The sequence below is a fragment of the Streptomyces sp. DH-12 genome, from assembly GCF_002899455.1.
Taxonomy (GTDB): Bacteria; Actinomycetota; Actinomycetes; order Streptomycetales; family Streptomycetaceae; genus Streptomyces.
Genome location: NZ_PPFB01000001.1, coordinates 6,916,823 through 6,939,860, shown reverse-complemented (window position 1 = coordinate 6,939,860; position 23,038 = coordinate 6,916,823). Strand labels below are relative to the sequence as shown.

At 75.5% G+C, this 23,038-nt stretch carries 19 protein-coding genes and 1 pseudogene; 9 read left to right on the top strand and 11 right to left on the bottom strand.

The window, feature by feature from the left end; translation table 11 throughout:
* Positions 1 to 419: 419 nt before the first annotated feature.
* Positions 420 to 1,301 carry a diacylglycerol/lipid kinase family protein gene (locus tag C1708_RS30520; protein WP_106415716.1) on the bottom strand — a complete coding sequence of 294 codons (882 nt, stop codon included), beginning with the start codon at positions 1,299 to 1,301 and terminating at the stop codon, positions 420 to 422.
* A 220-nt stretch (positions 1,302 to 1,521) separates the two neighbouring features.
* Positions 1,522 to 3,117 carry an FAD-binding oxidoreductase gene (locus C1708_RS30515; protein ID WP_106415715.1) on the bottom strand — a complete coding sequence of 532 codons (1,596 nt, stop codon included), beginning with the start codon at positions 3,115 to 3,117 and terminating at the stop codon, positions 1,522 to 1,524.
* 74 nt (positions 3,118 to 3,191) lie between these two features.
* Here C1708_RS30515 and C1708_RS30510 point away from each other — a divergent pair, with 74 nt between their 5' ends.
* Positions 3,192 to 3,800 (top strand): TetR/AcrR family transcriptional regulator, encoded by a 609-nt coding sequence (locus tag C1708_RS30510; protein WP_198602648.1) that lies wholly within the window; start codon positions 3,192 to 3,194, stop codon positions 3,798 to 3,800.
* Positions 3,797 to 5,377, top strand: coding sequence for a glycerol-3-phosphate dehydrogenase/oxidase (locus C1708_RS30505; RefSeq protein ID WP_106415713.1), 1,581 nt, complete (start codon positions 3,797 to 3,799; stop codon positions 5,375 to 5,377). Before C1708_RS30510 ends, C1708_RS30505 begins: the two co-directional genes overlap by 4 nt.
* Positions 5,378 to 5,567: 190 nt before the next feature.
* Here C1708_RS30505 and C1708_RS30500 read toward each other — a convergent pair whose 3' ends face one another.
* The 3 genes from C1708_RS30500 to C1708_RS30490 form a co-directional block, all read right to left on the bottom strand.
* Complete coding sequence (locus tag C1708_RS30500) at positions 5,568 to 7,619, bottom strand: discoidin domain-containing protein (protein ID WP_198602647.1); 2,052 nt, start codon at positions 7,617 to 7,619, stop codon at positions 5,568 to 5,570.
* Between the two features lie 185 nt (positions 7,620 to 7,804).
* The gene (locus C1708_RS30495; RefSeq protein ID WP_106415711.1) at positions 7,805 to 10,489 is read right to left on the bottom strand and encodes an NPCBM/NEW2 domain-containing protein; all 2,685 of its coding nucleotides are present in this window, start codon (positions 10,487 to 10,489) and stop codon (positions 7,805 to 7,807) included.
* Positions 10,490 to 10,599: 110 nt separating this feature from the next.
* The gene (locus tag C1708_RS30490) at positions 10,600 to 10,947 is read right to left on the bottom strand and encodes a hypothetical protein (protein ID WP_106415710.1); all 348 of its coding nucleotides are present in this window, start codon (positions 10,945 to 10,947) and stop codon (positions 10,600 to 10,602) included.
* Positions 10,948 to 11,073: 126 nt separating this feature from the next.
* Between C1708_RS30490 and C1708_RS30485 the strand changes: the two genes are divergently transcribed.
* From C1708_RS30485 to C1708_RS30475, 3 genes are all read left to right on the top strand, one after another.
* Positions 11,074 to 11,904, top strand: coding sequence for a PP2C family protein-serine/threonine phosphatase (locus tag C1708_RS30485; protein ID WP_106415709.1), 831 nt, complete (start codon positions 11,074 to 11,076; stop codon positions 11,902 to 11,904).
* Between the two features lie 61 nt (positions 11,905 to 11,965).
* The gene (locus C1708_RS30480) at positions 11,966 to 12,958 is read left to right on the top strand and encodes an MASE1 domain-containing protein (RefSeq protein WP_106415708.1); all 993 of its coding nucleotides are present in this window, start codon (positions 11,966 to 11,968) and stop codon (positions 12,956 to 12,958) included.
* A gap of 21 nt (positions 12,959 to 12,979) precedes the next feature.
* The gene (locus C1708_RS30475) at positions 12,980 to 13,606 is read left to right on the top strand and encodes a hypothetical protein (protein WP_106415707.1); all 627 of its coding nucleotides are present in this window, start codon (positions 12,980 to 12,982) and stop codon (positions 13,604 to 13,606) included.
* Here C1708_RS30475 and C1708_RS30470 read toward each other — a convergent pair.
* Entirely contained in the window at positions 13,575 to 14,441 is an 867-nt protein-coding gene (locus C1708_RS30470; protein ID WP_502696100.1) for a L,D-transpeptidase family protein, read from the bottom strand. The genes C1708_RS30475 and C1708_RS30470 overlap by 32 nt on opposite strands.
* A gap of 849 nt (positions 14,442 to 15,290) precedes the next feature.
* On the opposite strand from C1708_RS30470, the gene C1708_RS30460 reads away from it, so the two are divergent.
* Positions 15,291 to 16,154, top strand: coding sequence for a hypothetical protein (locus C1708_RS30460; protein ID WP_106415704.1), 864 nt, complete (start codon positions 15,291 to 15,293; stop codon positions 16,152 to 16,154).
* A 275-nt stretch (positions 16,155 to 16,429) separates the two neighbouring features.
* On the opposite strand, the gene C1708_RS30455 is transcribed toward C1708_RS30460, so the two are convergent.
* From C1708_RS30455 to C1708_RS30440, 3 genes and pseudogenes are all read right to left on the bottom strand, one after another.
* Complete coding sequence (locus tag C1708_RS30455) at positions 16,430 to 17,452, bottom strand: hydroxyacid dehydrogenase (protein ID WP_106415703.1); 1,023 nt, start codon at positions 17,450 to 17,452, stop codon at positions 16,430 to 16,432.
* Positions 17,453 to 18,120: 668 nt separating this feature from the next.
* A complete protein-coding gene (locus tag C1708_RS30445; protein ID WP_106415702.1) occupies positions 18,121 to 18,519 on the bottom strand; it encodes an AraC family ligand binding domain-containing protein in 399 nt (132 codons plus the stop codon).
* Positions 18,520 to 18,587: 68 nt separating this feature from the next.
* Positions 18,588 to 19,131 (bottom strand): annotated as a pseudogene (locus tag C1708_RS30440) (alpha/beta hydrolase); the annotation flags it as partial.
* Positions 19,132 to 19,153: 22 nt separating this feature from the next.
* Here C1708_RS30440 and C1708_RS30435 point away from each other — a divergent pair.
* Together C1708_RS30435 and C1708_RS30430 are read left to right on the top strand one after the other, a co-directional pair.
* The gene (locus C1708_RS30435) at positions 19,154 to 19,408 is read left to right on the top strand and encodes a WCX domain-containing protein (RefSeq protein ID WP_502696124.1); all 255 of its coding nucleotides are present in this window, start codon (positions 19,154 to 19,156) and stop codon (positions 19,406 to 19,408) included.
* A gap of 405 nt (positions 19,409 to 19,813) precedes the next feature.
* Positions 19,814 to 20,326, top strand: coding sequence for a hypothetical protein (locus tag C1708_RS30430; RefSeq protein WP_106415701.1), 513 nt, complete (start codon positions 19,814 to 19,816; stop codon positions 20,324 to 20,326).
* Positions 20,327 to 20,467: 141 nt separating this feature from the next.
* Here C1708_RS30430 and pgm read toward each other — a convergent pair whose 3' ends face one another.
* Both pgm and C1708_RS30420 read right to left on the bottom strand, forming a co-directional pair.
* The gene (gene pgm, locus C1708_RS30425) at positions 20,468 to 22,108 is read right to left on the bottom strand and encodes a phosphoglucomutase (alpha-D-glucose-1,6-bisphosphate-dependent) (RefSeq protein ID WP_106415700.1); all 1,641 of its coding nucleotides are present in this window, start codon (positions 22,106 to 22,108) and stop codon (positions 20,468 to 20,470) included.
* A gap of 107 nt (positions 22,109 to 22,215) precedes the next feature.
* Positions 22,216 to 22,656, bottom strand: coding sequence for a hypothetical protein (locus C1708_RS30420; RefSeq protein ID WP_106415699.1), 441 nt, complete (start codon positions 22,654 to 22,656; stop codon positions 22,216 to 22,218).
* Positions 22,657 to 22,857: 201 nt separating this feature from the next.
* Between C1708_RS30420 and C1708_RS34520 the strand changes: the two genes are divergently transcribed.
* Positions 22,858 to 23,007: a hypothetical protein gene (locus C1708_RS34520; protein WP_198602643.1), complete on the top strand. Its 150-nt coding sequence runs from the start codon at positions 22,858 to 22,860 to the stop codon at positions 23,005 to 23,007.
* Positions 23,008 to 23,038: the final 31 nt, after the last annotated feature.

Below are 23,038 nucleotides of genomic sequence, written 5' to 3'. Positions count from 1 at the left end.
CCGACGGACGCGGTCCGGCAGGGCGGCTCGCCGGCCGCGCGGTCGTCCCCGGCCCGTCCCTCGTGGAGGGAGGCGCCGCCCGCCGGTGCGAGACGCCGCACCGGGCCCGCGGCGCGCGGCGCGTGCGGTCCCGCGGCGACGGTCCCGACGCCGCGACGGCCGCGACGACGGACGGTGCCGAGGAGCGCGACGCGGGCGGGGGTCACGCGAAGCCCCGCACCGGGCGGCTCCCCGGCGGTGGCCGGGACGGCCGGGATGCGGTCATGCGCCGAACCTATCGCCGAGGACGCGAACAGTTCCAGAGAACGAACGGATCCAGTCTTGGGACGTGTCCGGTAATGGCCGGTGCCTCCCGGCTTGTTCACCGGCACCGCGCCGGGAACGCCGCTCACCTGCCCCGACGGCGTCCGGCCGGGGGTTCACCGCAGAACGTTCAGCGCCCCCGGAAGGATCCTCGCCGTGACGGGCAGGGTCGCCTCGACCTCTCCGTCCGTCCCGTACGGCATCGCCCGGTCGGCCTCGATGCGGATCTCGTGGCCGCGCAGGACGCGCACCTGGGGGCGGCGCACGTGGGTGCCGGTGCGCAGTTCGTTCATCAGGGCGAAGAACAGCAGGCGGGGCGCGTCCCGGATCATGACGACGTCCAGCAGGCCGTCGTCCAGCCGGGCGTCCGGGGCGACGAGGCGGCCGGATCCGTACGTACCGGAGTTGGCGGCCACCACGGTGTAGCCGGTGTGGGTGTGCTCCGTGCCGTCGACGGTGACCCGGTAGCGGGCCGGGCGCCAGGTGGTGACGGCCCGCAGGCCGCCCGCGTAGTAGGACGCCGAACCCCGCAGCAGGCGGGAGCGGTTGGCATGCCGGTTGGCGAGCGCGTCCACCCCGGCGTAGACGCTGCCGAGCACGACGGCGCGGTCGTGCGCGGCCGAGGTGACCTCGATGGTGTCGACCGGGCGCGGCTCGGCGTGCAGCAGGAGCGCGGCCAGGGTCTCCGGGTCCCGGGGCAGGCCGAGCGCCCGGGCGAAGTCGTTGCCCCGGCCGGCCGGAACCAGGCCGAGCGTGGCACCGGTGCCGCTGAGGGCGCCGCCGACGCAGCCGGCCATGCCGTCCCCGCCGACGGCCAGCACGGTACGGCCCGACCGCCCGGCCGTGAGCGCCAGTTCCCTGGCGTGGCCCAGACTCCGGCTGTACTCGGTCACCAGTTCCGCGCCCGCCTCGCGCAAATGCCGGGCGACGGCGAGCAGCACGGCGGCGGAACCGGCCGCGCCCGCGGTGGGATTGACGACGGCGGTGAACTGTCGCATCGGGTGCCTCCGGGGGCGGCCGACGGGAGGGAAGGGGGGTGCGGGGCCCGGGCGGGGCGTGGTGACCGGCGGGGTCACCGGCCCGGTGGCCCGGGGCGGGCGGTGCGGCCGGCGGCCACGGCCCGGAAGGGAGGGCGCGGCGTGCGACCGGCGACCACGGCCCGGGAGGGGGAGCCGGTCGGCGGGCCTGCGCCACGCCCCGGGGCGGGACCGGCGCCGGTCAGTCGGACGGCAGCAGGACGCCGGGGCTGAGGACCCCCGCCGGGTCCAGCCGGCGCTTCACCGCACGCAGTGCGTCGACGCCGAGCGGGCCCGCCTCGCGGAGGTACCAGTCGCGGTGGTCGGTGCCGACGCCGTGGTGGTGGCTGATGGTGCCGCCGGCGGCGAGGATCGCCTCGTTGGCGGCGTGCTTGGCGCGCGTCCAGTGCGCCACCGGGTCCTCGCCCTGCGCGGACACCACCGTGAAGTACAGGGAGGCGCCGTTCTCGTAGACGTGGGAGATGTGGCACATGACCAGCGGCGGGGTGCCGGCCCCGGTGAGGGTGGCGGTGAGGGCGTCGCGGACGGCGGCGTACAGCCCGGGGAGACGGGACCAGAACGTCGCCGTCTCCAGCGTCTCCGCGAAGGCCCCGGCGTCGAGGAGGGCGTCCCGCAGGTACGGCGCGGCGTAGCGGCCGTGGGCCCAGCGCCGGCCGGGCTCCTCGCCGAGAGGGGTGCCGCCGCACTCCCGCAGGACGGCGGCGGCGCGCTCGCGCCGGTACGTCGTGTCCTCCTCGGTGCCCTCGTAGCCGGCGACGGCGGTGCAGCCGTCCGCCCGGAGGCCGCCGGAGCCGATCGCCTCGGGGTGGGCGAGGCCGACGAGGGTCTCGGTCTCGTCGGACAGGCGCAGCACGGTGGGGCGGGGCCCGTCCTGGGCGAGCCGGCGCAGGGCGGCGGCGCCCGCGTCGAAGGTGGGGAACCTCCAGCCTTCGTGGACGCGGGTCCGCGGCACGGGGCGGACGCGTACGGTCACCGAGGTGATGACGCCGAAGGCGCCCTCCGAGCCGAGGAGGAGCTGGCGCAGGTCGGGGCCGGCGGCGGAGCGGGGGGCGCGGCCGGTGTCGAGGGTGCCCTCGGGGGTGGCGAGGGTCAGGGAGAGGACCATCTCGTCGAAGCGGCCGTACCCGGCGGAGGCCTGGCCGCTGGAGCGGGTGGCGGCGAAGCCGCCGATGGTGGCCCATTCGTAGGACTGCGGGAAGTGGCCCAGGGTGAAGCCGTGTCCGGCGAGGAGCGACTCGGCCTGCGGCGCCCTCAGGCCGGGCTGCAGGGTGGCGGTGCGGGAGACCGGGTCGAGGTCGAGCAGGCGGTTCATGCGCCGCAGGTCCAGGGCGACGAAGGGGCCGCGCGCCTCCGGGGCGAGGCCGCCGACGACGGAGGTGCCGCCGCCGAACGGCACGGCGGTCAGGCCGTGTTCCGCGCACAGCCGGAGCACGGCCAGCACCTCGTCGTGCGTGGCGGGCAGCAGGACGGCCGCGGGAAGCGCGGCGGCGAGGTCGCCGCCGCGGATGCGCAGCAGGTCGGGGGTGGACTTGCCGCGGGTGTGCCGGACGCGGGTCTCGGCGTCGGTGCGGACGTGGGCCTCGTCGCCCAGCGCGGCGGCGAGGGCGCGGTGCGCGTCGGGGGCGAGCGGGCTCGCGGGGACGGGCAGGTCCTCCAGGGCGACGGGCGCCGTCTCCCGCGGCTTGACGCCGAGCAGGTCGCGCAGCAGCCCGGTCACCGCGCCGGGCAGCGGGGCCGCCCGCTCCGGGTCGCCCCAGCCGCTCCAGAGCATGTCCATGTCTGTCGTCCTCACGGGTCGGAAGAGAGCGATGCCGTCGCCCGACGGCCTCACGTGGCGTTACACTGTGACACATGACGCCTATTCGTCACAACAGCTCGGCAGGTTCGGACAACGACGCGGTGCTCGACGCGGTACGCGACTGCGTGCTGGCCGTCGGGGTCCGCCGCACCACGCTCACCGACGTGGCCCGCCGCGCCGGTGTCTCCCGCATGACGCTGTACCGGCGCTGGCCCGACGTACGGTCCCTGGTCGGCGACCTGATGACCCGGGAGTGGATCGCGGTGGCCACCGGAGCCATGCCCGAGCGCAGACCGGACGTGTCCGCGCGGGAGCTGCTCACCGAGGGACTCGTCGTCGCGGTGCGGGACTTCGTGGCCCACCCGCTCTTCCGCAAGATCCTCGACGTCGACCCCGAGCTGCTCCTCCCCTACGTGCTGGACCGCCGCGGGGCGAGCCAGGAGGCCCTGCTGGAGCTGCTGGCCGGCGTGCTGCGCGAGGGGCACGCCGACGGCTCGGTGCGCGTCGCGCCCGTCGCACGGCAGGCGCGGTCGGTGCTGCTGATCGTGCAGTCCTTCACCCTGTCCCTGCGGACCATGACCGACGAGGACGACCCCGAGCTGACCGCCGGGGCGTTCCTCGGCGAGCTGCGCGGCATCCTGGAGAGGACCCTCACGCCATGACCCCCCTCAGCGGCTCGTCCCTGTCCGCCGCCCGGCGCGCCCGCGAACTGACCGGCTCCGTGAACGGCGACGCCGTGGACGTGCTGGTCGTCGGCCTCGGCGTGACCGGCGCGGGCGCCGCCCTGGACGCCGCGGCGCGCGGACTGCGGGTGGTGGCCGTCGACGCTCACGACCTGGCGTTCGGCACCTCCCGCTTCAGCAGCAAGCTGGTCCACGGCGGGCTCCGCTACCTGGCCTCCGGCCGCCTCGACGTCGCCCACGAGAGCGCGGTGGAGCGCGGGATCCTGATGGAGCGCACGGCGCCCCATCTGGTCCACGCCCAGCCGTTCGTGCTGCCGCTCACCCCGCTGGTGTCGCGCGGTCAGGCGGCCCTGGCTCGGGCCGGTTTCCACGCCGGGGACACCCTGCGGCTGGCGGCGCGCACGGCGCGGGCCACGCTCCCGGCGCCGCGCCGGCTCTCCGTGGTGGAGACCCGCCATCTCGCGCCCGCGCTGCGGCTCGACGGTCTGCGCGGCGGACTGCTGTCGTGGGACGGGCGGCTCACCGACGACGCCCGGCTGGTGACCGCGCTGGCCCGTACGGCCGCCGCGCGCGGCGCGCGGATCCTCACCCGCGTCCGGGCGCTGGAGCTGACCGCGACCGGTGCGCGGGTCCGGGACGAGCGCACCGGCGAGGAGGGCGAGATCCGCGCTTCCGCGGTGATCAACGCCGCCGGGGTGTGGGCGGGCGGCCTCGTCGACGGGGTCCGCATCCGCCCCTCCCGCGGCACCCACCTCGTGCTCCGCCCGGAGAGCCTCGGACCGCTGACCGCGGGACTGCACATCCCCGTGCCCGGGGAGACCAACCGCTTCGTCCTGGTCCTCCCCCAGGACGACGGCCGGGTCTACGTCGGCCTCACCGACGAACCCGTGGACGGCGACGTCCCCGACGTCACCGAGGCCCCGGAGACGGACATCGGCTTCCTGCTGGACGTCCTCGGCTCGGTCCTGCACGCACCGGTGCACCGCGACGACGTGGTGGGCGCGTTCGCCGGTCTGCGCCCCCTGCTGGACACCGCGCCGGAGCACGCGGACGCGCCGCCGCGGACCGCCGACATCTCCCGGCGCCACGCGGTGCTGACCTCGTCGGAGGGCGTCGTCACGGTGGTCGGCGGCAAGCTCACCACGTACCGGCGGATGGCCGAGGACGCCGTCGACGCGGCCGTCCGGCTCCGGGGTCTGGCCGCCGGCCCGTCCACCACCGCCTCCCTGCCCCTGGTGGGCGCGGCTCCGCCGCACGCCCTCGCCGGCCTGCCCGCGCCCCGTCGCCTCGTCCGCCGCCACGGCACCGAGGCGCCGGCGGTCCTGGCGCTCGCCGAGCGCGACCCCCGTCTCACCGGGCCGGTCCTGCCCGGCCACCCGGTCACCGGCGCGGAGGTGCTGTGGGCCGTGCGGCACGAGGGCGCGCTGGACGAGGAGGACGTCCTGGACCGCCGTACCCGCATCGGCCTGGTCCCGGCCGACCGTGCCGCGGCGCTGGACGCGGTGCGCGCTCTGCTGGCGGAGGACCTTCCGCGGAGCGCCCGCCGCCCCGTGTGACGGTCGCCGCCGGGTCGCCGGCCTCGTGCCGCTCCGCGAGGAGCGAGGCATGCTCCGTGAGGGGTGCGGCGACGAGGCGCGGCAGACAGCCGTGGCCGGACGGCTGTGTCGCGCCGAGGGGCCGGAGAAGCCGTACCGGGCCGCCACGACCAGGGGCGCGGGCGAGCACCCGGCGCGCGCTTCCTCTTCCTCAGCCGCCGTGCACCCCGACCTCGCGGAGCGAATATCCCCACCGCGTCCCCCGGTCCAGGAACCGCAGGCGGACGTGACGGGCCTCGACGGGGGTGAACACGGCCGTGTCCAGCCCGCCGTCGCCCGCGGTCGTGGACCGGACGGTGCGCCAGTGCGTGCCGTCGGCCGACACGTCGACGCGGTACGAAGCGGCGTACGCGCGTTCCCAGTCGAGGGTGACGCGTCCGACCCGGCGGGTCGCGCCGAGGTCGAGGCTCAGCCACTGGTCGTCGGTCCGGTCGCCGGCCCAGCGGGTGCCCCGGTCGCCGTCCACGGCCCGGGCGGGCGCATGGTCGGTGAACGGGTTCCACTCGGTGGAGGAGGCCGTCGCCCGGGCGCCCCGGGCGAGGTTCTCCGCCGGGCGGTGCTGTTCGGTGGCGCCCCACGTCCCCAGGTAGGACTCGGCGCCCCGGAAGAGGTCGTCCACCACGTCCTGCCCGCCGACGCGCCGGATGTCCTCGATCCAGTCGGGCACCAGCCCGTAGTGCGCCGCTCCGTCGGTGTTCAGGTCCCAGGTGCGCCGCCCCGTGGTCTGCCGGTCGAGGACGGAACCGCCGTCGGCGCTGCGGAAGGGGTAGCGGACGGGGTTCGGGGCGTCCGCGCCGCGCGGGGCGGGCCAGCCGCCGACGCCGTTCATGTCGGTGCCGAAGCCGTAGCCGACGCCGTACGTGTCCCGCAGTTCCTCCGTGCGCCCGGCCTCGGCGACGAACCGCTCGGAGCCGTTCATGTACTGGGCGGTGAACCCGCCGAGCCGGTAGACGCGTTCGGTCCAGTCCAGGTCCATCCAGCTGTGCGAGGAGAGGACGCCCGGGTAGGACGCGGCCTCGAAGAGGTCGAGGACCCGGCCGGCCGCCTTGACGCTCATGTGGTCGATCTCGAGCATCATGGTGCGCTGCATCAGGCCGCGCACGGCGTACTCGCCGAGGTCGGTCAGCCCGCGCACGTTGCACCGCGCGTCCGCGTCGTAGGCCGGGACCTCCACGCCCGCGGGGAGGTGTCGTTCGGCGCCGGGGGCGGCGGCGAGGCCGATGGGGTTGTCGTGCTGCGGGCCGGTGCACGGCTCGGTGCGCCAGAAGGTGCCGGTGGACAGGAACTGTCCGACGTTGACGGCGGTGCCGAGCGCGCCGGAGTCGAAACGCACCCCGCACAGCGCGTTGTCGAACTTGTGGCACAGGAACATGCTGCGCACGCCCAGGTCGTACAGCTCGTCGAGGCCGGCGTCGATGTCGTCCCGGTCGCACTGCGCGACGTCCAGGACCTGCTTGCAGCCGAAGGGCTCCGACATCTCGACGCCGAGCACCACGGCCAGCTTGCCCTGCTCGATCACCTCACGCGCCTGCGCGCTGTCGGTGACGATCCGGAACCATCCCTTGCCCGGCCCGCCGTACATGGCGTCGACGTGGTCCTGCATCCGGTGGGTGAGCCGGGCCTGGAGGCGGATGGAGGTCATCTCGTCGCAGCTGCGGTCCTTGAAGAAGTACACCGAGCAGATGACGCCGTTGGTGACGAGGTCGTTGACCAGCACGCGCTGGCCGCCCCGCCAGGCGCGCTCGATCCAGGCGTAGTAGTTCTGCTGGTGGGTCAGCGAGTCGTGCGCGGGCCAGTCGGCGAAGGTGGGCCAGCCGTCCGGGTCGTGGCGGCCGTCACCGCCGTTGGTGAGGAAGTCGAAGACGGCGAGGGAGCCGTCGGGATAGTGCTCGGGGCAGTCCTTGAGCGCGTCCGCGACGCCCTTCTCGGAGAACGCCTTGCCGCAGATGAGCCGTCCGCCGAAGGCCTCGTTGGACATGATGTGGTTGTGCGCGTCGACGAATCCGCGCACCCGGCCGGCGGAGTCGGTCCCCTTGAACGGCTCACCGGTCACATCGATCCGCGAGTCCGGGACGGGCCTGGCGACCGGGTCCCACCAGGGGCCGTCGGCGGCGGAACTGGAGGTGGGCGTGAGCGCGGCGGCCAGGACGAGGAGGAGCAGCGTCACGACCCCGAGGGGTCGTCCTGTGCGAGAGGTGGTCACCGGCGGGTCCCTCCGTCGACGGAGCGGTCATGGCCGAACTCGCCCTGCGAGGCGCCACGATCCGCACAGATCCCCCCTCGGGAGCGTCGCTACTTGTGCGTACACTGTCAAGTCTGCGCGCACGCCCGTGTCCGCCGGCCGGGCGGGTCCACGGCCCTTCCGTCCGTGGACCCGCCCGTCCGCCGCTACGGCGTGAGCCGCGCGTCCGCCCAGTCGGCGTGGTCGGAGTCGACGCCGTCCCCGCCGTCCAGCACCCGCAGGGTCAACTGCCGTACGCCGGTGACGTCCACGTCGACGCGCAGGGCCGGGTCGGCGCCGCCGAGCACCTCGGTGGTCAGCAGGCTCCGGCCGTCGCCGAGCACCTCGAAGGCCACGGTGCCCTTGCCGCCGACCTCGTCGTCGACCCCGACCACGGCCGCGAACCGCCGGTACCGGCCGTCGAGTCCGACGACCACCTCGCCGGCCGCGTGCGTCCCGAGGCCCTTGTCGTACACCGCGCCCCGCAGGGTGAGCGGCCGCCCGTCGGCGGGGTCGCGCTCACCGTTGGACATGTCGCGCTCGACCGGCCCCCACCCGTTGCGCCCGGTGATGAACGGCAGGTCGCTCACGTAGGTGACGCCCGGCTCCGGCACGAACACCCGCACCGGGCGCTCCGCCCGCAGCACCCCGGAGCCCGGCCGGTGGGGCGTGCGGTACTCCGCGCGCACGGTCAGGTCGTAGCCGCCGGGCCGCACGTCCGACGGCACCCGCACGGTCCAGTCGCCCGACAGTTCCTCCCCCGCGGGCAGTCCGGCGGCCGTGGGGTCCTCGCCGTCGACGGTCCAGCCGTCGGGGGCGCCGAGCGTCAGCCGGACCTCCGTGGCGGGCCCGGACTCCTCCACCGCGAAGCGGCCGGTGACGGCGACGGAGCCTCCCGGGTCCGTCTCGGCGCGCGCCGGACCGGCGGTGAGCGCGGTGAGCGGCAGCCGGGTCACCGGCCGGTCGCAGGTGTCGCGGCCGGGCGTGAACCGGCAGACCTGCGCGGCGAATCCGCCGTGCTCGGCCGTCGGCACCTCCAGGGCGTCCCGGCGGGTGACGAGGTGCCGTTCGCGCAGCAGCCCGCCGTCCTCGCCGTCCCGGACGACCTCCGCCAGCCAGCGCCCGCCGCCCAGGAAGTCCAGCGGCACCCGCTCCGTCCCGGCCGCACCGGCGTGGACGCCGCCCAGGAACCAGCGGTCGCCGTGGCGCCGGGCGAACGTCGCGCTCTCCCCGGGCCGCCCGGACAGCAGGCGCGTCTCGTCCCACACGGCCGGCACCTGCTCCAGGAACCGGGCCAGCTCCGGCCGCTCCCGGTAGGCGGCGACCGAGCCGGCGAAGTTCTGGAAGCCGGACTCGAAGACCACCGACAGCGCCAGTTCGGCCGCGTCGGAGACGGTCCGGGTGCCGAACTGGAAGCCCATCGGCGTGTAGTCCATCGAGCCGACCACGTTGCGGGTGTACGGCAGCGCCGTCAGCCCCGCCGCGGGCACGGTGCCCTGCTCGGCGCCGTACACCGCCTCCAGGGTCATCACGTGCGGCCAGGTCCGCTGGACGCCCTTGGGCAGGGTCGCGCCGTGGAAGTTGACGAGCAGCCGGTGCCGGGCGGTGTCCCGGAGGACGGCGTCGTACCAGCGGAAGCGCTCCTGGGAGTCGGAGTCCATGAAGTCGATCTTCAGTCCGGCCGCGCCCCACTGCTTCACCCGGGGCAGGAACTCGGCGCGCTCGGCCGCCGTGTCCAGGTCGCTGTAGTGCACCCAGAGCAGGACCTCGACGCCCCGCTGCCGGGCGTACGCGATCAGCTCGGGCATCCAGTCGGTGGTCTTCCAGCCGTCGTCGACCAGGGTGTACGGCCAGCCGTGGGCCGCGGCGAGGTCGACGAAGCGCTGCTGGGCGGCGAGGTCGCGCTGTGCGGCGCCGAAGCCGTCCAGCCAGGACCAGGCGACCTTGCCGGGCCGGATCCACGAGGTGTCCGCGATGCGCGACGGCGGGGCGAGGTCGTCGACGAGGGTGGACTCCGTGACGGTGGCGAGGTCGCCGACGACGGCCGTCCGCCAGGGCGTGGCCAGCGGCCCCCGCGAGGTCACCTCCGGGTCCGCCAGGCGCACCGCGTAGCGCCCGTCGCCCTCGTGGACCAGCCGGCTCGCGTCGTACCGGCCGTCGACGTCCGACTCGGTGAGCAGGGCGTACGTGTCCCCGGCCTGGAACAGCGCCGGGTAGGCGTAGGCGCCGGCGGCCGCGCCCGCCGCGGTGGCCGGGGCGTACAGGCGCTCGTAGTTGACCGAGTAGGGCGTGAGCCAGGCCCGCGCGGCGGCGGGCGGCCGGAACGCGGACGCCTCCCGCCGGACCGTGACCGTGCCGGGGCCGGGCAGGACGTAGCGGTAGGCGACGCCGTCGGCGGCGACCCGGACCACCAGGCCGAGGCGGGCGCCGTCCCGGCCGGTGAAGGTGAACCGCGTCTCCGTCATGCGCGCGGTGCGGCGGAGCCGTTTGCCGGTGGTCATGGCGTACCGCTCGGTCACCTGCCGGGTGTGCCGGGACTCCGCGCGCAGTCCCGAGGTGAGGTCGGCTGCGGAGGTGACGATGCCGAGGGGAGCCGGTTCGAGCACCGTGGTGGCGCCCTTGCGCGCGGTCAGGGTGAGGGCGCCGTCCGCGGGGTCGAGGCGCACGACGGCCGTGACGCCGTCCCGCGGCGCGCCGGGCTGGTGCACGGTCCAGACGCCGCCCCGCCCGGCGGCCTGCGCGGGCGCGGTGAGGGCGGACAGGGCGAGCACGGCGGAGAGCAGCAGGGTGAGGAGGGTGGCGGGGAACGTCCGGCGCGGGCCGCCTGGCGCTGAGCGCGACGATCTGGGCACGGGGGCCTCCGTCCAAGAGGTGACATCGTTGTCGAGCTGGATCGCGGGGCAACCCTTCCCATTCACCCGCTCCTCAACCGCCGTGTGCCCCAAGGCGGTTCGGCAACGGCTCAATCCCTTCCGGTCTCGTAGTGCAGCGAGATGGAGCGCAGGACGTCGGCGGACGACACGTCGGTGCGGCCCTCGTCGTGGATCTCGGCGAGCTGGACGAAGGCGAAGGTGAGCGCCGAGGTGATCTGCACGATGGCCGGCCCGAGCTTCTCGGTGACGATCTCCGCCACCTCGCGCGCGGTGGCGTCAGCCGGGAGCTGGATGCGCGGCAGCATGTCCTCCAGGAGTCCGGCCACCGCACTGTCGGCGGTCACGTCGGCGTCCGGGTCCGCGCGCAGCCGGCGCCGCATCTCCAGGGCCTCCGTGAGGATGCCGACGCTCCGCTGCATGATCTCGCGCTGCTCCATGCGGCCAGCCTTCACACCGACTGGCCCGGCCAAACGCGTTCTGCCTATCATCCTGATACATGCGGCTTTTCTCCCGTTCACCCCTTTCGGGGGGGCCGGGAGTGTCCCCGTCCGAGTGGGTGATCCATGTCCCGCACCGGCTCCAAGGACCACGGCGACGAGCTGCTGACCAGGCTCGGGACGCTGACGGCCCAGGCCCGCGCGGCGGCGGAGGTGCAGCGCTCCCGGGTGGAGCTGGCCGTGGCCCTGCAGCGCGGGATGCTGCCGAGGGGGCTGCCCACCGCCGACGGCGTACGGCTCGCGGTGCGGTACGTGCCCGCCAACCAGGGCCTCAACGTGGGCGGCGACTGGTACGACGCCTTCACCATGCCCGACGGGCGGATCGGCCTGTCCATCGGCGACGTGCAGGGGCACAACATCGAGGCGGCCGCCTTCATGGGGCAGGTCCGGGTCGGGCTGCGGGCGCTGGCCTCCGTGGACAGCGACCCGGGCGAACTGCTGGCGCGGACGAACGAGCTGCTGCTGACGCTGAGCTCGGACCTCTTCGCGACCTGCACCTTCATGCGCCTCGACCCGGGGACCCGGCTGCTGGAGAGCGCCCGCGCCGGTCATCTGCCGTGCGTGTGGGCCACCGCGGACGGGCGGTCCGGCGTGACGGACGACGAGGGCGGTCCGCCGCTGGGCGTGCAGTCCGGCGCGGTGTTCCCGGTGACCCGGTACCGGCTGGACTCCGGCGGGGTGTTCGTGATGGTCACCGACGGGGTCGTGGAGGGTCCGTCGCTGCATCTGGACCAGGGGCTGGAGCAGGTCTCGCGGCTCGCGGGCATCGCGGCGGTGGCGGGCATGGACGCGGACGCGCTCGCCGCCGCCGTGATCAAGGGCGCGACCGAGGTGGGGCACGACGACGACGCGGCGGTGCTGGTGATCGGGCACGACCGGCTGGGCGGTCAGCCATAGGGCCGACAGCCCCGCGCCTCCCGCCTCGCCGTCGCGGCCGCCTCGGTGTGTGATGGCAGGTGTGGTGGCTCGCCAGGATCTCCGTGCACCGGCCGTCTACGCGCTCCAGACGCTGGCCGTCGCCGCCTGCTGCTACGCCGGGGGCCGCCTCGGGCTGCTGTACGAACTGACCGTCGACGGCTCGGTGGTGTCCCCCGTCTGGCCGCCGACCGGGGTCGCCGTCGCCTCCCTGCTGCTCTTCGGGCCGCGCTGCTGGCCGGGCATCACCCTGGGCGCGCTGCTGGTGCTCGTCCGTCTCACGTCGTTGGAGTGGTCCTCGCTGGGCGTGCTCCTCGGCGCCACCGTGGCGCCGCTGTGCGCGTACCTGTTGCTGCGCAGGGCGGGTTTCCGCACCGGCCTCGGCCGATTACGCGACTGCCTCAGCCTGGTGTTCCTCGGCGGGTTCGCCGCCATGCTGGTCAGTTCCACGACCGGCGCGCTGATGCTCCTCGGCACGGGCGACCTGCCGGCCGGGCGCTTCTGGCCGGTGTGGCTGGCCTGGTGGGTGGGCGACGCGATGGGGGTGCTGCTCGTCGCCCCGGTGCTGCTGATCCTGCCCCGGGCGCGCTCCCCCGTGCACTGGAGACGCTGGAAGGAGGCGCTGGGCCTGGCGGCGGTCGCGGGCGTCCTCGTGCCGTTCGCCACGCACGGCTCGGACAGTCTGCTGTTCTCCGTCCAGCCGCTGCTGATCTGGGCGGCGCTGCGGTTCGAGCTGCCCGGCAGCATGCTGTGCGCCCTGTTCGCCTCCCTGCTGGCGACGGACGCGGCGACCGGACGGGCGGGCACGTTCGCGCATCTGTCGGACCTGCAGATCATGGTCAGTCTGCAGGCGTTCAACGCGGCGGCGGCCCTGACCTCGCTGCTGCTGTCCGCGGTGATCACCGAGCAGCACAACACCCGGCGGTCCGTGGAGCGGGCGTGCCAGGAACTGGTGGAGGTGCTGGAGCATCTGACGGCGGGCGAGTCCGCCCCGCCCGGACGGCCGCAGCGGGAGGAGGACCGTGGCGCGGACTGAACGACGGGGCGAACGAGCGGCGTGCGCGAACGGCTGGGCCGGCGTGACCCGTTCTCCGACCGCGGGGCGCCGTACTCCGGTGCGCACGACGAGGTGCTCGACGCGGGCGTGGAGCGGTTCACCGCCGGCCCGCCGGCCGTGCGCGACCAGCCGTACGGCAGCGGCCTCGCCGGGCGGGCGGCGGTCCCGGCGCCGATGCCGCACGCCGAGGACGGCCCGGCCGCGTGCGTCGGGCACGGGGCGGCCTGCCGTCACGCGTTGCGGGGCGCGCACCGCGAGCGGCGGCTGGTGCGGACGTTCAGCGACGGGCGCTCCGCGCCGAGCGGCGCCGAGCGGGCCGCCCCGCCGACGGCACCGGAGCGCTGGGCGCGCACGGGGCAGTGGCCGGTCGCCGCGGCCGGTCACCTCCTGCCCCGCGTTCGGCCGCGTGCGCGCCACCGGGCGCTTCCACGGCCCGGAGCACCGGCCTACCGGCCGGCGTCGCACGCCTCGCGGGTGGGACCCCGCCCGGGCAACACGTCCCGGCCGGCGATGACGGCCGCGCGGGAGAAAGGCTGGAGCCGCGTCCCGGGGACAGGCATCGCCCCCGGACGTGCCGGCCCGTCCGGGGCGGCGGTCATGCGCGCAGGGACGCGGCGTCGCCCATGACGACCACCGGGCGCAACGCGGGGTCGAGGGCGAGCAGCAGGTCCCGCATGTGCTGTTCCCGCAGGCTCACGCAGCCCTGGGTGGGGCCGTCGTGGTCGACGTGCAGCCAGATGCCGCCGCCCCGGTCGGCGCCCAGCGGCCGGGTCAGGTCCAGCGGGGACGTACCGGGTTCGCGGTTGTAGTCGATGGCGACGACGTAGTCGAAGGACCCCTCCAGCGGTTCGCCCTCGAAGCCGGTGCCGCTGACGACGAATCCGTCCGACCGGTCGTAGGGCAGCCGGGCGCCGGGGTCGGGGAGCAGTCCGCCGGCGTCGGAGAGGGTGTAGACGCCGATGGGCGAGCGCAGGTCGCCCGCCCGGTGGTCGTCGGTCCAGCCCTTCAGCGCGTTGCGGGCGGGCCAGACGGGACCGGCCTCCCAGCCGGTGCCGGTGTGCCGGTACAGCACGGCCTCGGAGTGGTTGGCGTTCCGGTCGCGCCCGGTGACCACGAGCACCTGGCGGGCGCCGGCCGGGATCCAGGCCCGGGCGCGGGGGCCGAGGCCGGGGATGACGGCGGGCGCCTCGGTGGCCGGGCGGCCCTGCGCGGTGCCGGCCGCTCCGGCCACCGGGGCGGTCGCGGACGGGTTCTCGCGCGCGGTGCTGCCGGTGGCGGCCGGGTCGTCCCGGACGTCCGTGCCGCTGCCCGCCCCGCACCCGGCGAGGGCGGCGAGGACGACGAGGACGACGGCCCGCAGCCACACCCCGGTGCGGAGGCGGACGGGTCCGGCTGACGGCCGCCGGGCGGCGCCGGACGCGGCGCGGGGCGCACGGTCCGGGCAGTCGATCATTGAAGCCATGCCCTCAGCGTGACTTCGTCTTCCCGTGAACGCCTCGGCTCCCCGCACGCGTCCGCGCGAAGTCCCCCGTCCGCGCCGCCCGCAACCGGTGCCGCCCGCGGCGGGGCACCCCCTGACAAGGGGCCGTACGGGTGGCGGGCCCGCACCCAGGCGTGGGGTGCGGGCCCGCCGGACGGAGCAATCGGCGTGTGAACGCCTGCCGGCCGATCACGAAAGTGACGCCTGGTTCGATCAGCACGTCACCTTCCGCCGAACCGGTGAGGGTGACGTGCGTCAGGGTGGCGCCGCCCCGGCCCCTGCCCCTGGCGGGGAAGCCGGCGCCGTCGTCGGACCCGCCGACGGTGGCGTCCGGGATCCGCACGTCCGACACGGCGCCCCCGCCCGTCGTGGACCGGACGCCGTCGTACGCCGAGTCGTGGAGCGCGGTGCCCGGGTGGTTCCCGTAGCCGTCCGTGCGCCCGTCGTCGGCGTGGTCTGCCACGAAGGAGTGAATCGTGCAGGACGCCTCGACGGGTGGCCCGGTGCCGGACCGGTCCCGTCGGCCGGTGGCTGACCGGGGCTCCCTCCCGCGTCCTCGCCGTCCACCTCGATCGCGGACGGCCGGGCCGCGTTCCAGCCGGTGACGGCGGTCACCCGGACGCGCGGACACCGCACGTCACGCTTCGGACGGCGAGGACGACGGTGCCGCCGCGGTCGGAGCCGAAGCGGTGGGCGGTGAGCGGAGCCCCCTCGAGTCCCACGGACGTCAACCGGGCACCCCTTCGGGAGTGTGCGGAGGAGAAACGGTCAACCCCGCCCGGCCGTACCATGACTGGCCACCGGCAGACCCCACGACGAAAGGACACCCACATGTCCGACCATTCGACCGTCGCCACCACCGATCTCACGTCGCAGTACGTCGCCCAGGTCGCGAACGACCTCGAGCGCAACAGCAAGGAGCAGGAGCGGGTCAGCGCCGAGATCGCGGAGCTGCAGGGGCAGTTGGCCGCGCTCCAGCGCGATCACGCCCTGCTGGTGAAGATGCAGCAGGCGCTGGACCTGGCGGCCGCGCCCGCGGGTGCCGCGGCGCCTGTCGTTCCCGCGGCGGACGCCGGGGGCGGCGTCGAACCCGCCTCGGTCACCGAGTCCTCGGACGAACAGCAGGCCGAGGAGCCGGCCGAGAAGGCGGCCGTGTCCGGTCAGACCACCGTGCCCGCTCCGCGCGGACGCAGCGGCCTCAGGTCCGGGGCGGGGAAGCCGAAGCGGTCCCGGAAGAAGGTGACGGCGGGCACCGCGGCCAAGGCCGAGGACGCCTCCTCGACGACGGCCGGAGGCACGTCCGCCGATGCGGCGAAGCCCGCCCGTGCCACGTCCGCGCGCAAGCCGGCCACCGCGAAGCCCGCGGAGAAGGCGTCGGCGGTGAAGGCGCCGCGCAGGGCAACGGCCTCGGCGAAGACTTCGGCTCCCGCCAAGGGCGACGCGCCGAAGCTGGTCGACCTCGTCCGCCGGCATCTGGACGAGCAGAACGAGCCGCGCTCGGCGGCGGAGGTCGCCGCGGCGCTGGGCGCGGCGCATCCCGGACGCGCCGTCAAGGTGACGGTGGTCCGCTCCACGCTGGAGGGTCTCGTCGCGCGCAACCAGGCCCAGCGCACCAAGCAGGGCACCTCGGTGTTCTACACCGCGCCCGACGGCGGCACGCCGGCCCCGGAGCGGGCGTCGGACGCGCGGACCTGAGGCCGGCCGCGTCCACGGGCGCGGCGCGGGTGGCGCACCTCCCCCGGACCGCCCCCACGGCGCCGTCGTCCGCACGCACATCGGTCACCGTCCGCTCCGGGGACGGGGCGTCCGGGCCGACGGCGAGGAACGTCCTGGCGCAGCCCTCCAGTCCGTCGGAGCGCCTCCCTGACCGGGACGGGCGGCCCGGCAGGTGCGGCAGGGCGCTGCCGGGCCGGCCCAGCGTCAGGAGGCCGTGAGCAGCCTGCCCCCGGCGGGCAGTTCGAACGGAACGCTCAGGCGAGGAAGGCCAGCCTTTCGCGTCGGACGGGGTGCAGGAAGCCCTCTCCGGAGACCCAGCGGGCGACCTCGGAGACGGCCGTGTCGGCGAGCCGGCGCCACTCGTTGCCCTGCGAGCCGGCGAGGTGCGGGGTGAGCAGGACGTGCTCGCAGTCCCACAACGGGTGGTCGGGCGGCAGGACTTCGGGGTCGGTCACGTCGAGCACGGCGCGGATGCGGCCGGCCACGGCGGCGTCGGTGAGCGCGTCCTGGTCGACGACCGCGCCGCGTGCCGTGTTGATGAGCACGGCGCCGGGCCGCATGGCGCCGATCAGGTCCCGGGAGACCAGTCCGCGGGTCTCGGGCAGCAGCGGGGTGTGCACGCTGACCGTGTCGCTGCGCCGGAACAGTTCCGCGAGTCCGACGGTCCGCACACCGAGCCGCGCGGCCTCGTCGTCGTCGACGTACGGGTCGTGCAGCAGCACCTCGACGTCGTGCGGGCGCAGCAGGTCGATCACCCGGCGGCCGACGAGGGACGCGGACAGGATGCCGACGGCACGGCGGTGGTTGCCGACCGAGCGGGGGGTGCGCGGCCAGTCGGCGCGGACGCGGGCGGTGCGGTACTCGCGGGCGCTCTCCAGCACCCGTTTGCCGGTGAGCAGGATCATCGCGAGGGTGTACTCGGCGACCGGCACGGCGTTGGCCGCGGCGGCGGACGACACCTCGACGCCGCGGTCCCAGCAGGCGTCGGTGACATGGCCGCGGACGCTGCCGGCGGTGTGCACGACGGCCCGCAGCCGGGGCGCCGCCCGCAGCACGTCGTCGTCCAGGGGTGGACAGCCCCAGCCGGTGACGAGCAGCTCGCGGTCGGCGAGCACGGTGCGGGCGGCGGGCGTGGTGAGGTCCCCCAGCACCGTCGGGGCGAGATCGCACAGGGCGGCGAGGGCGGCGCGGGTCTCGGGGTCGAGGACGGCCGCGGCGGCGTCCGGGGACATGGCGAGGGCGGCGCGGGGACGGGGGCCGGGCGTGGACTCGGTCATGTGGGGCGGTGACTCCTTGCGTGGGCGTTCACTGCACGACGCCGGCGGTCGGACCGCTGCGCCGGAAGCGCTGGGGCGGGCCGAGGGCGAGGACCGGCGGCACCACGGCGAGCAGCGATCCCGTGACGGCCACGGGGCCGTGCTCCGGCGGGGCCGGGGCGGAGCTGCTGTGGGCGTCTCCCTTCCTCTTCCGTGGGCCGCTCGGCGGCCCGCGCTCGCGCGGTTCGCTCGAGCACGACGGTGACACCACAGCGTCCGAGGTGCGCGACGACCTCCTCGAAGCAGGAGAGACCGTTCTCGAGGTCGTGCACCACGTCCGCGAGTGCACGGCGGGCGGCCTCGGAGTCGTGCCACACCGGCGTGAAGGGCGGGACGACGCCGTCCCGGACCTCGACGCCCAGGTCGCCCAGGCTCCTCGGCGTGCCGCTGGGCTGCGCCAGGACCTCGCTCAGCAGACCCTCCGGCCGGCAGCCGCGCAGGGTGAGCACCTCACGCGGCGAGGGCACCGGTTCGACGAACGGTCCTTCCGCCGCGGCGCACTTCCCCCGCAACCGCTCGACGCCGTCCTCGTCCTCCCGCACGAGGTGTTGTCCCGCCGGGACGTCCCGCCCCCGCTCGGCGTGTTCCTCGACGCGCACTCGGCACCCGTCTCCTCGCGTACCGGCCGGTCACGCCTCGCGCGTGCGGATGGTCATGCCCGGTCTGCGGCGGTGGACGGTGAGGTAGGTGAGGCCGTCGGGGCCCGCTGCCAGGGCGCGGGTGGATCCGTGGGGCAGCCAGGTCAGGGTGCCGGTGGGCAGGGGGTGTTCGCCGTCCGGGGCGGTGAGCGTGCCGTGGCCGGCGAGGACCAGCAGGAGGACGTCGAGGTCGGGCTCGCGGTGGGTGTCCACCCGGTGGCCGGGCGGCAGGCGGACGACGTTGGCGTCGAGCTGACGGCCGGACTCGGCGAGCCGCCACAGCGCGCCGGCGGATCCGTCGCCGCCGTCAGCGGCCAGTGCGGCCGTGTCGCAGAGGATGCGAGGCAGAGGTGCCTCGGCGTCCGGTGTGCCGGTGTGCTCCGACGTCATGGATCGCCGCCGTCCGTCCCGATTTCCCGGCCGCGCCGGGGGTCACGCGCTTGCTGTCGTGCGGGAACCTAGCACGTGGCCGGGGCCAGGGCGGCGAGCCGGTCCGTCAGGGGGCGGTCGGTGTCCTCGGGGCGTTCCTGCCGGCCCTGGTGGCCGCAGCCCTTCAGGATGTGCGAGGACACCAGGCCGGGCAGCGTGACCGGGAAGGCGTCGATCGCGTCGGCCATCCACGGGGTGGACGCGTCGAGTTCACCGCCGACGCACAGGGACGGATGGGCGGGCGAAACCCCGTCGTACGCGGCGAGGTCCTCCCGATCCCGGTCCGCGGCACGGTGGCGGGCCGGCGCCCCGCTCGACCTCGTGCACTCGAACTCCTCGGAGAGCGGGTCGAGTTCGGTCTCGCCGAGCCACCTGGGCAGCCGGTCCGCCGGGAACCGTTCGCGGAGGGTTCCGCCCGGCCCGGCGAAGTACGGCGAGGGCGCGCCGGGTGCGGGCATGGTGCCGGCGGACAGGGCCGCGTGGAACCCGGCGAGCCGGCCCCGTACGCCGGCCTTGTGCACCGGGCTCGATCGCGGCCTCGGCGCGGTCCGGTTCCTGGGAGTACGACCGGTACCGCTACCGGGCCGTGCCGACGATGCGCGGGTCGGCGACGGAGGTGGCCGACGAGGTGCCGACGACGCTCGGCACGGTGGAGCCGGTCGACGACGCGTCGTGTCTGCTGCGCACCGGCTCCGACAGCCTCGATCGTCCGGCGGTGTGGGCGGCCACGTTCGGCTCCGGCTTCGTAGTGCACGAGCCGCCGGAACTGGTGGAGCGGCTGCGGACGCTGACCGCCCGGCTGCGGCGGGCGGCCTGGCCCGAGGGCGAACCGGTCGAGGCCGGCCGCTGACCGCGATCAGGAGGCCCGTGGTCGCCCTCCGGCGGTGCTCGTGGACGGCGTCGTCCGCTCCTTGCGGGAGATCGAGCGGCGGGGGGCCACGGGCGCCCTCACCGTGAAGTGCCTCTCCCCGCTCGGCCCGCGTGAAGAGGCGGGGAGGCGGAAGTGACGGACGAGGGCGCCCGCCCGCCGCGGTGCGCGGCTGCGGACGCCGGACGGCGCGGCATCCGCGTCGTCCCGGCCGGCGCCGGCTGGCCGCCCGGTGCGCGTCGGCCACCCCGTGTCCGCCGTCCGTACCCGCGTGCCGGTCCGCCGTCTCGTCGTTTCCGCGCTGTGCAATGATCCTGGCGGGCCCGGGGGTGCGCGTGCGCCGTGGTGTCGCCGGCGGGCTCCGGCACACGAGAGGAATGGACGGACGTGACCGCGCAGAGACCGGACGACGGCGGAGCGCCGCGGGATCGGGAGGACGGCGTGCCGTCCCTGTCCGACGACGTCTGGCAGCGGTTCCTCATGGACAGCGAGCACGCCATCCGCACGTCCGCCCCGAAGGAGCCCTCCGCACGGCAACGGGCGGCGGGGCGGTCCCCGCACCCAGCGCCTCAGGCACCACCGCGGCCGCCCCGCCACGACGGCGCGGACGCCGTCGGCGACCTCTGGCACCCCGACGACCCCTGGGAGGGCCCCGCCTGGCGCGGACTCGACGGGCGTGCCCGGCTGCGCCGGATCGGACGCGTCGTGGGGACGGCCGCCGCGATCGCCCTGGCCCTGGGCGCCTGGTCCCAGCTGTCCACCGGCGCCGGCACGCCCGCCGAGGGGCCCGGCGACACCGTGCTCCAGCAGTCCGAGGAGGCCCCCGTGACGCTGCCCCCGGGGACGTCCGTGCCGGCCGGGCTCACCACCCCGTCGGCCACCGGGATCCAGGCCGGCTGACATGTCCGGCTGACATGTCCGGCTGAAGGATCCGGCCGACGGACCCGGCTGGCGGGCACGGCCGGCAAGGCCGCCTGACGATCCGGCCGGCACGCCGTCGTCCCGCGCCGTGTGAGCACGGCGCGGGACGACGGCATCCGCTCAGCCGCCCAGCGCCGCCAGGACGACCCCCTTGGCCTCCTCCTGCACCCGGCGCAGGTGCTCGGGGCCCCGGAACGACTCGGCGTAGATCTTGTACACGTCCTCGGTGCCCGACGGGCGGGCCGCGAACCAGGCGTTCTCCGTGGTCACCTTGATGCCGCCGATGGGCGCGCCGTTGCCGGGCGCCTCGGTGAGCACCGCGGTGACCGGCTCCCCCGCCAGGGTGTCGGCGGTGACCTGGACCGGCGAGAGCTTCGCCAGGCGGGCCTTCTCCTCGCGGGTCGCCGGGGCGTCGATCCGCTCGTAGGCGGGCTCCCCGAAGCGCGCGGTCAGTTCGGCGTAGTGCCGGGACGGCGTCTTCCCGGTGACCGCGGTGATCTCGGAGGCGAGCAGCGCCAGGATGATGCCGTCCTTGTCGGTGGTCCACACCGAGCCGTCGCGGCGCAGGAAGGACGCCCCCGCCGACTCCTCGCCGCCGAAGCCGAGCGTCCCGTCGCTCAGTCCGTCCACGAACCACTTGAAGCCGACCGGCACTTCGACCAGCTCACGCTTCAGGTCGGCGGCGACGCGGTCGATCATCGCGGACGACACCAGGGTCTTGCCGACGCCCGCTCCCGAGGGCCACCGCTCGCGGTGCGCGTACAGGTAGCCGATCGCGACGGCGAGATAGTGGTTGGGGTTCATCAGGCCGGCGTCCGGGGTGACGATGCCGTGCCGGTCGGCGTCCGCGTCGTTGCCGGTCGCGATGTCGAAGCGGTCGCGCTGCCCGATGAGGGACGCCATCGCGTACGGCGACGAGCAGTCCATGCGGATCTTGCCGTCCCAGTCGAGCGTCATGAACCGCCAGGTGGGATCGGTGAGCGGGTTGACCACCGTGAGGTCCAGCCGGTGTTCCTCCGCGATCCGGCCCCAGTAGGCGACGGACGCCCCGCCCAGCGGGTCGGCGCCGATGCGGACGCCGGCCGCGCGGATCGCGTCCAGGTCCAGCACGTCCGGCAGGTCGGCGACGTACGTGCCGAGGAAGTCGTACCGGCCGGTGCCGGGCGCGGCGAGGGCGCGGGCGTACGGGATGCGGCGGACGTCCTTCAGACCGCCGCGGATGATCTCGTTGGCGCGTTCCTGGATCCAGCCGGTGGCGTCCGAGCCCGCGGGGCCGCCGCTGGGCGGGTTGTACTTGAACCCTCCGTCGGCGGGCGGGTTGTGGGACGGGGTGACGACGACGCCGTCGGCGAGTCCCGTGCCGCGGCCCCGGTTGTGGGTGAGCACGGCGTGCGAGACGGCCGGGGTGGGCGTGTGGCCGTCGGCGCTGTCGATGAGCACCGTCACGCCGTTGGCGGCGAACACCTCCAGGGCGGTGACCCGCGCCGGTTCGGAGAGGGCGTGGGTGTCCGCGCCGAGGAAGAGCGGTCCGTCGGTGCCCTGTGCGGCGCGGTACTCGCAGATGGCCTGGCTGGTCGCGGCGATGTGGTCCTCGTTGAACGCGGCCGCCAGCGACGAGCCGCGGTGCCCCGAGGTGCCGAACGCGACGCGCTGCCCCGGGTCGTCCGGGTCGGGGTGGAGCGCGTAGTACGCCGTGACCAGCCGAGCGACGTCGACGAGATCCTCGGGACCGGCCGGACCGCCCGCTCGCTCGTGCTGCATGTGCCCACTCCTCCGCAAAAAGTCGGTTGTCACGCTTGCGGAGACATCTTTCCCCGCCGGGGCGTCGCCGCGCGAACGGGGTCGGTCCGCTCCGGCCCCCGGTGCCGTCAGATACGTCCGCCGGTCATCCGGGTCAGGGGCCCGTGGGTGTGACGTTCCGCACGACGGCCCACCGCGTAGGAGGCGGCGGTCAGCGCGGTCAGTCCGGCGGCCGCGCCGGCGGCGACCAGCCTGCGGTTGGCGATGACCGTCCATGCGGTCTTGGCGCCCGCGGCGACCTGCCCGGAGGCGGTGACGACGGCCCGGCGGCCGGCCTCCACGCCCTTGACGGCGGACTGGGCGGCGCCGTTCGCCGCGCGGGCCGCGCGCTGGGTGCCGGACGCGGCCGCCGACGTGGCGTCAGCAGCCTTGCCCGCGACGCCGTCGGCGGCGCTCTTCGCGGACTCGGTCGTCTTGTCGGCGGCCTGCGCGGTGGCCGACTTGGCCTTGGACGCCGTGGACCCGGCGGTCGAGGTCTTCTGGTTCGCGTTCTTGTTCTGTTCGGTCATGGACACCTGTTTGCCGCAGACCCGGGCGGCAAACACATCCGGTCACGAGGCGCTGCTCACGGTCGGCGATCGTCAACGCGTCGGGATCGGGCGGTGTTTGAGATTCCCGCCCCGCGCCGGGCTGTACCCGGCCGCAGGGGGTAGAGAGGTAGACGAAGGACGGCGGGGACGACACCGCCGACGCTACCGAGAGGAGCTGCCATGCCCGGCATGGTGGAACGCATCAAGCAGTTCGCCCGGAGTCCGCAGGGACGCCGCACGACCGAGCAGCTGCGGCGGGCCGCGGCCGACCCCCGGCGGCGGGCGCAGGCCCAGCGGCTGCTGGGACGGCTGCGCGGCGGCCGGCGCTGAGCCGGCCCCTCGCCCGCACCGTCCGGCACGC

Excerpts from the sequence above, each read along its gene's own strand:
- C1708_RS30515 (WP_106415715.1), bottom strand. The coding sequence starts at position 3,117 with ATGGACATGCTCTGGAGCGGCTGGGGCGACCCGGAGCGGGCGGCCCCG.
- C1708_RS30490 (WP_106415710.1), bottom strand. The coding sequence starts at position 10,947 with ATGGAGCAGCGCGAGATCATGCAGCGGAGCGTCGGCATCCTCACGGAG.
- C1708_RS30460 (WP_106415704.1), top strand. The coding sequence starts at position 15,291 with ATGTCCGACCATTCGACCGTCGCCACCACCGATCTCACGTCGCAGTAC.
- C1708_RS30435 (WP_502696124.1), top strand. The coding sequence starts at position 19,154 with ATGCGCGGGTCGGCGACGGAGGTGGCCGACGAGGTGCCGACGACGCTC.
- C1708_RS30455 (WP_106415703.1), bottom strand. The coding sequence starts at position 17,452 with ATGACCGAGTCCACGCCCGGCCCCCGTCCCCGCGCCGCCCTCGCCATG.
- C1708_RS34520 (WP_198602643.1), top strand. The coding sequence starts at position 22,858 with ATGCCCGGCATGGTGGAACGCATCAAGCAGTTCGCCCGGAGTCCGCAG.
- C1708_RS30520 (WP_106415716.1), bottom strand. The coding sequence starts at position 1,301 with ATGCGACAGTTCACCGCCGTCGTCAATCCCACCGCGGGCGCGGCCGGT.
- C1708_RS30445 (WP_106415702.1), bottom strand. The coding sequence starts at position 18,519 with ATGACGTCGGAGCACACCGGCACACCGGACGCCGAGGCACCTCTGCCT.
- pgm (WP_106415700.1), bottom strand. The coding sequence starts at position 22,108 with ATGCAGCACGAGCGAGCGGGCGGTCCGGCCGGTCCCGAGGATCTCGTC.
- C1708_RS30510 (WP_198602648.1), top strand. The coding sequence starts at position 3,192 with ATGACGCCTATTCGTCACAACAGCTCGGCAGGTTCGGACAACGACGCG.
- C1708_RS30485 (WP_106415709.1), top strand. The coding sequence starts at position 11,074 with ATGTCCCGCACCGGCTCCAAGGACCACGGCGACGAGCTGCTGACCAGG.
- C1708_RS30470 (WP_502696100.1), bottom strand. The coding sequence starts at position 14,441 with ATGGCTTCAATGATCGACTGCCCGGACCGTGCGCCCCGCGCCGCGTCC.
- C1708_RS30420 (WP_106415699.1), bottom strand. The coding sequence starts at position 22,656 with ATGACCGAACAGAACAAGAACGCGAACCAGAAGACCTCGACCGCCGGG.
- C1708_RS30505 (WP_106415713.1), top strand. The coding sequence starts at position 3,797 with ATGACCCCCCTCAGCGGCTCGTCCCTGTCCGCCGCCCGGCGCGCCCGC.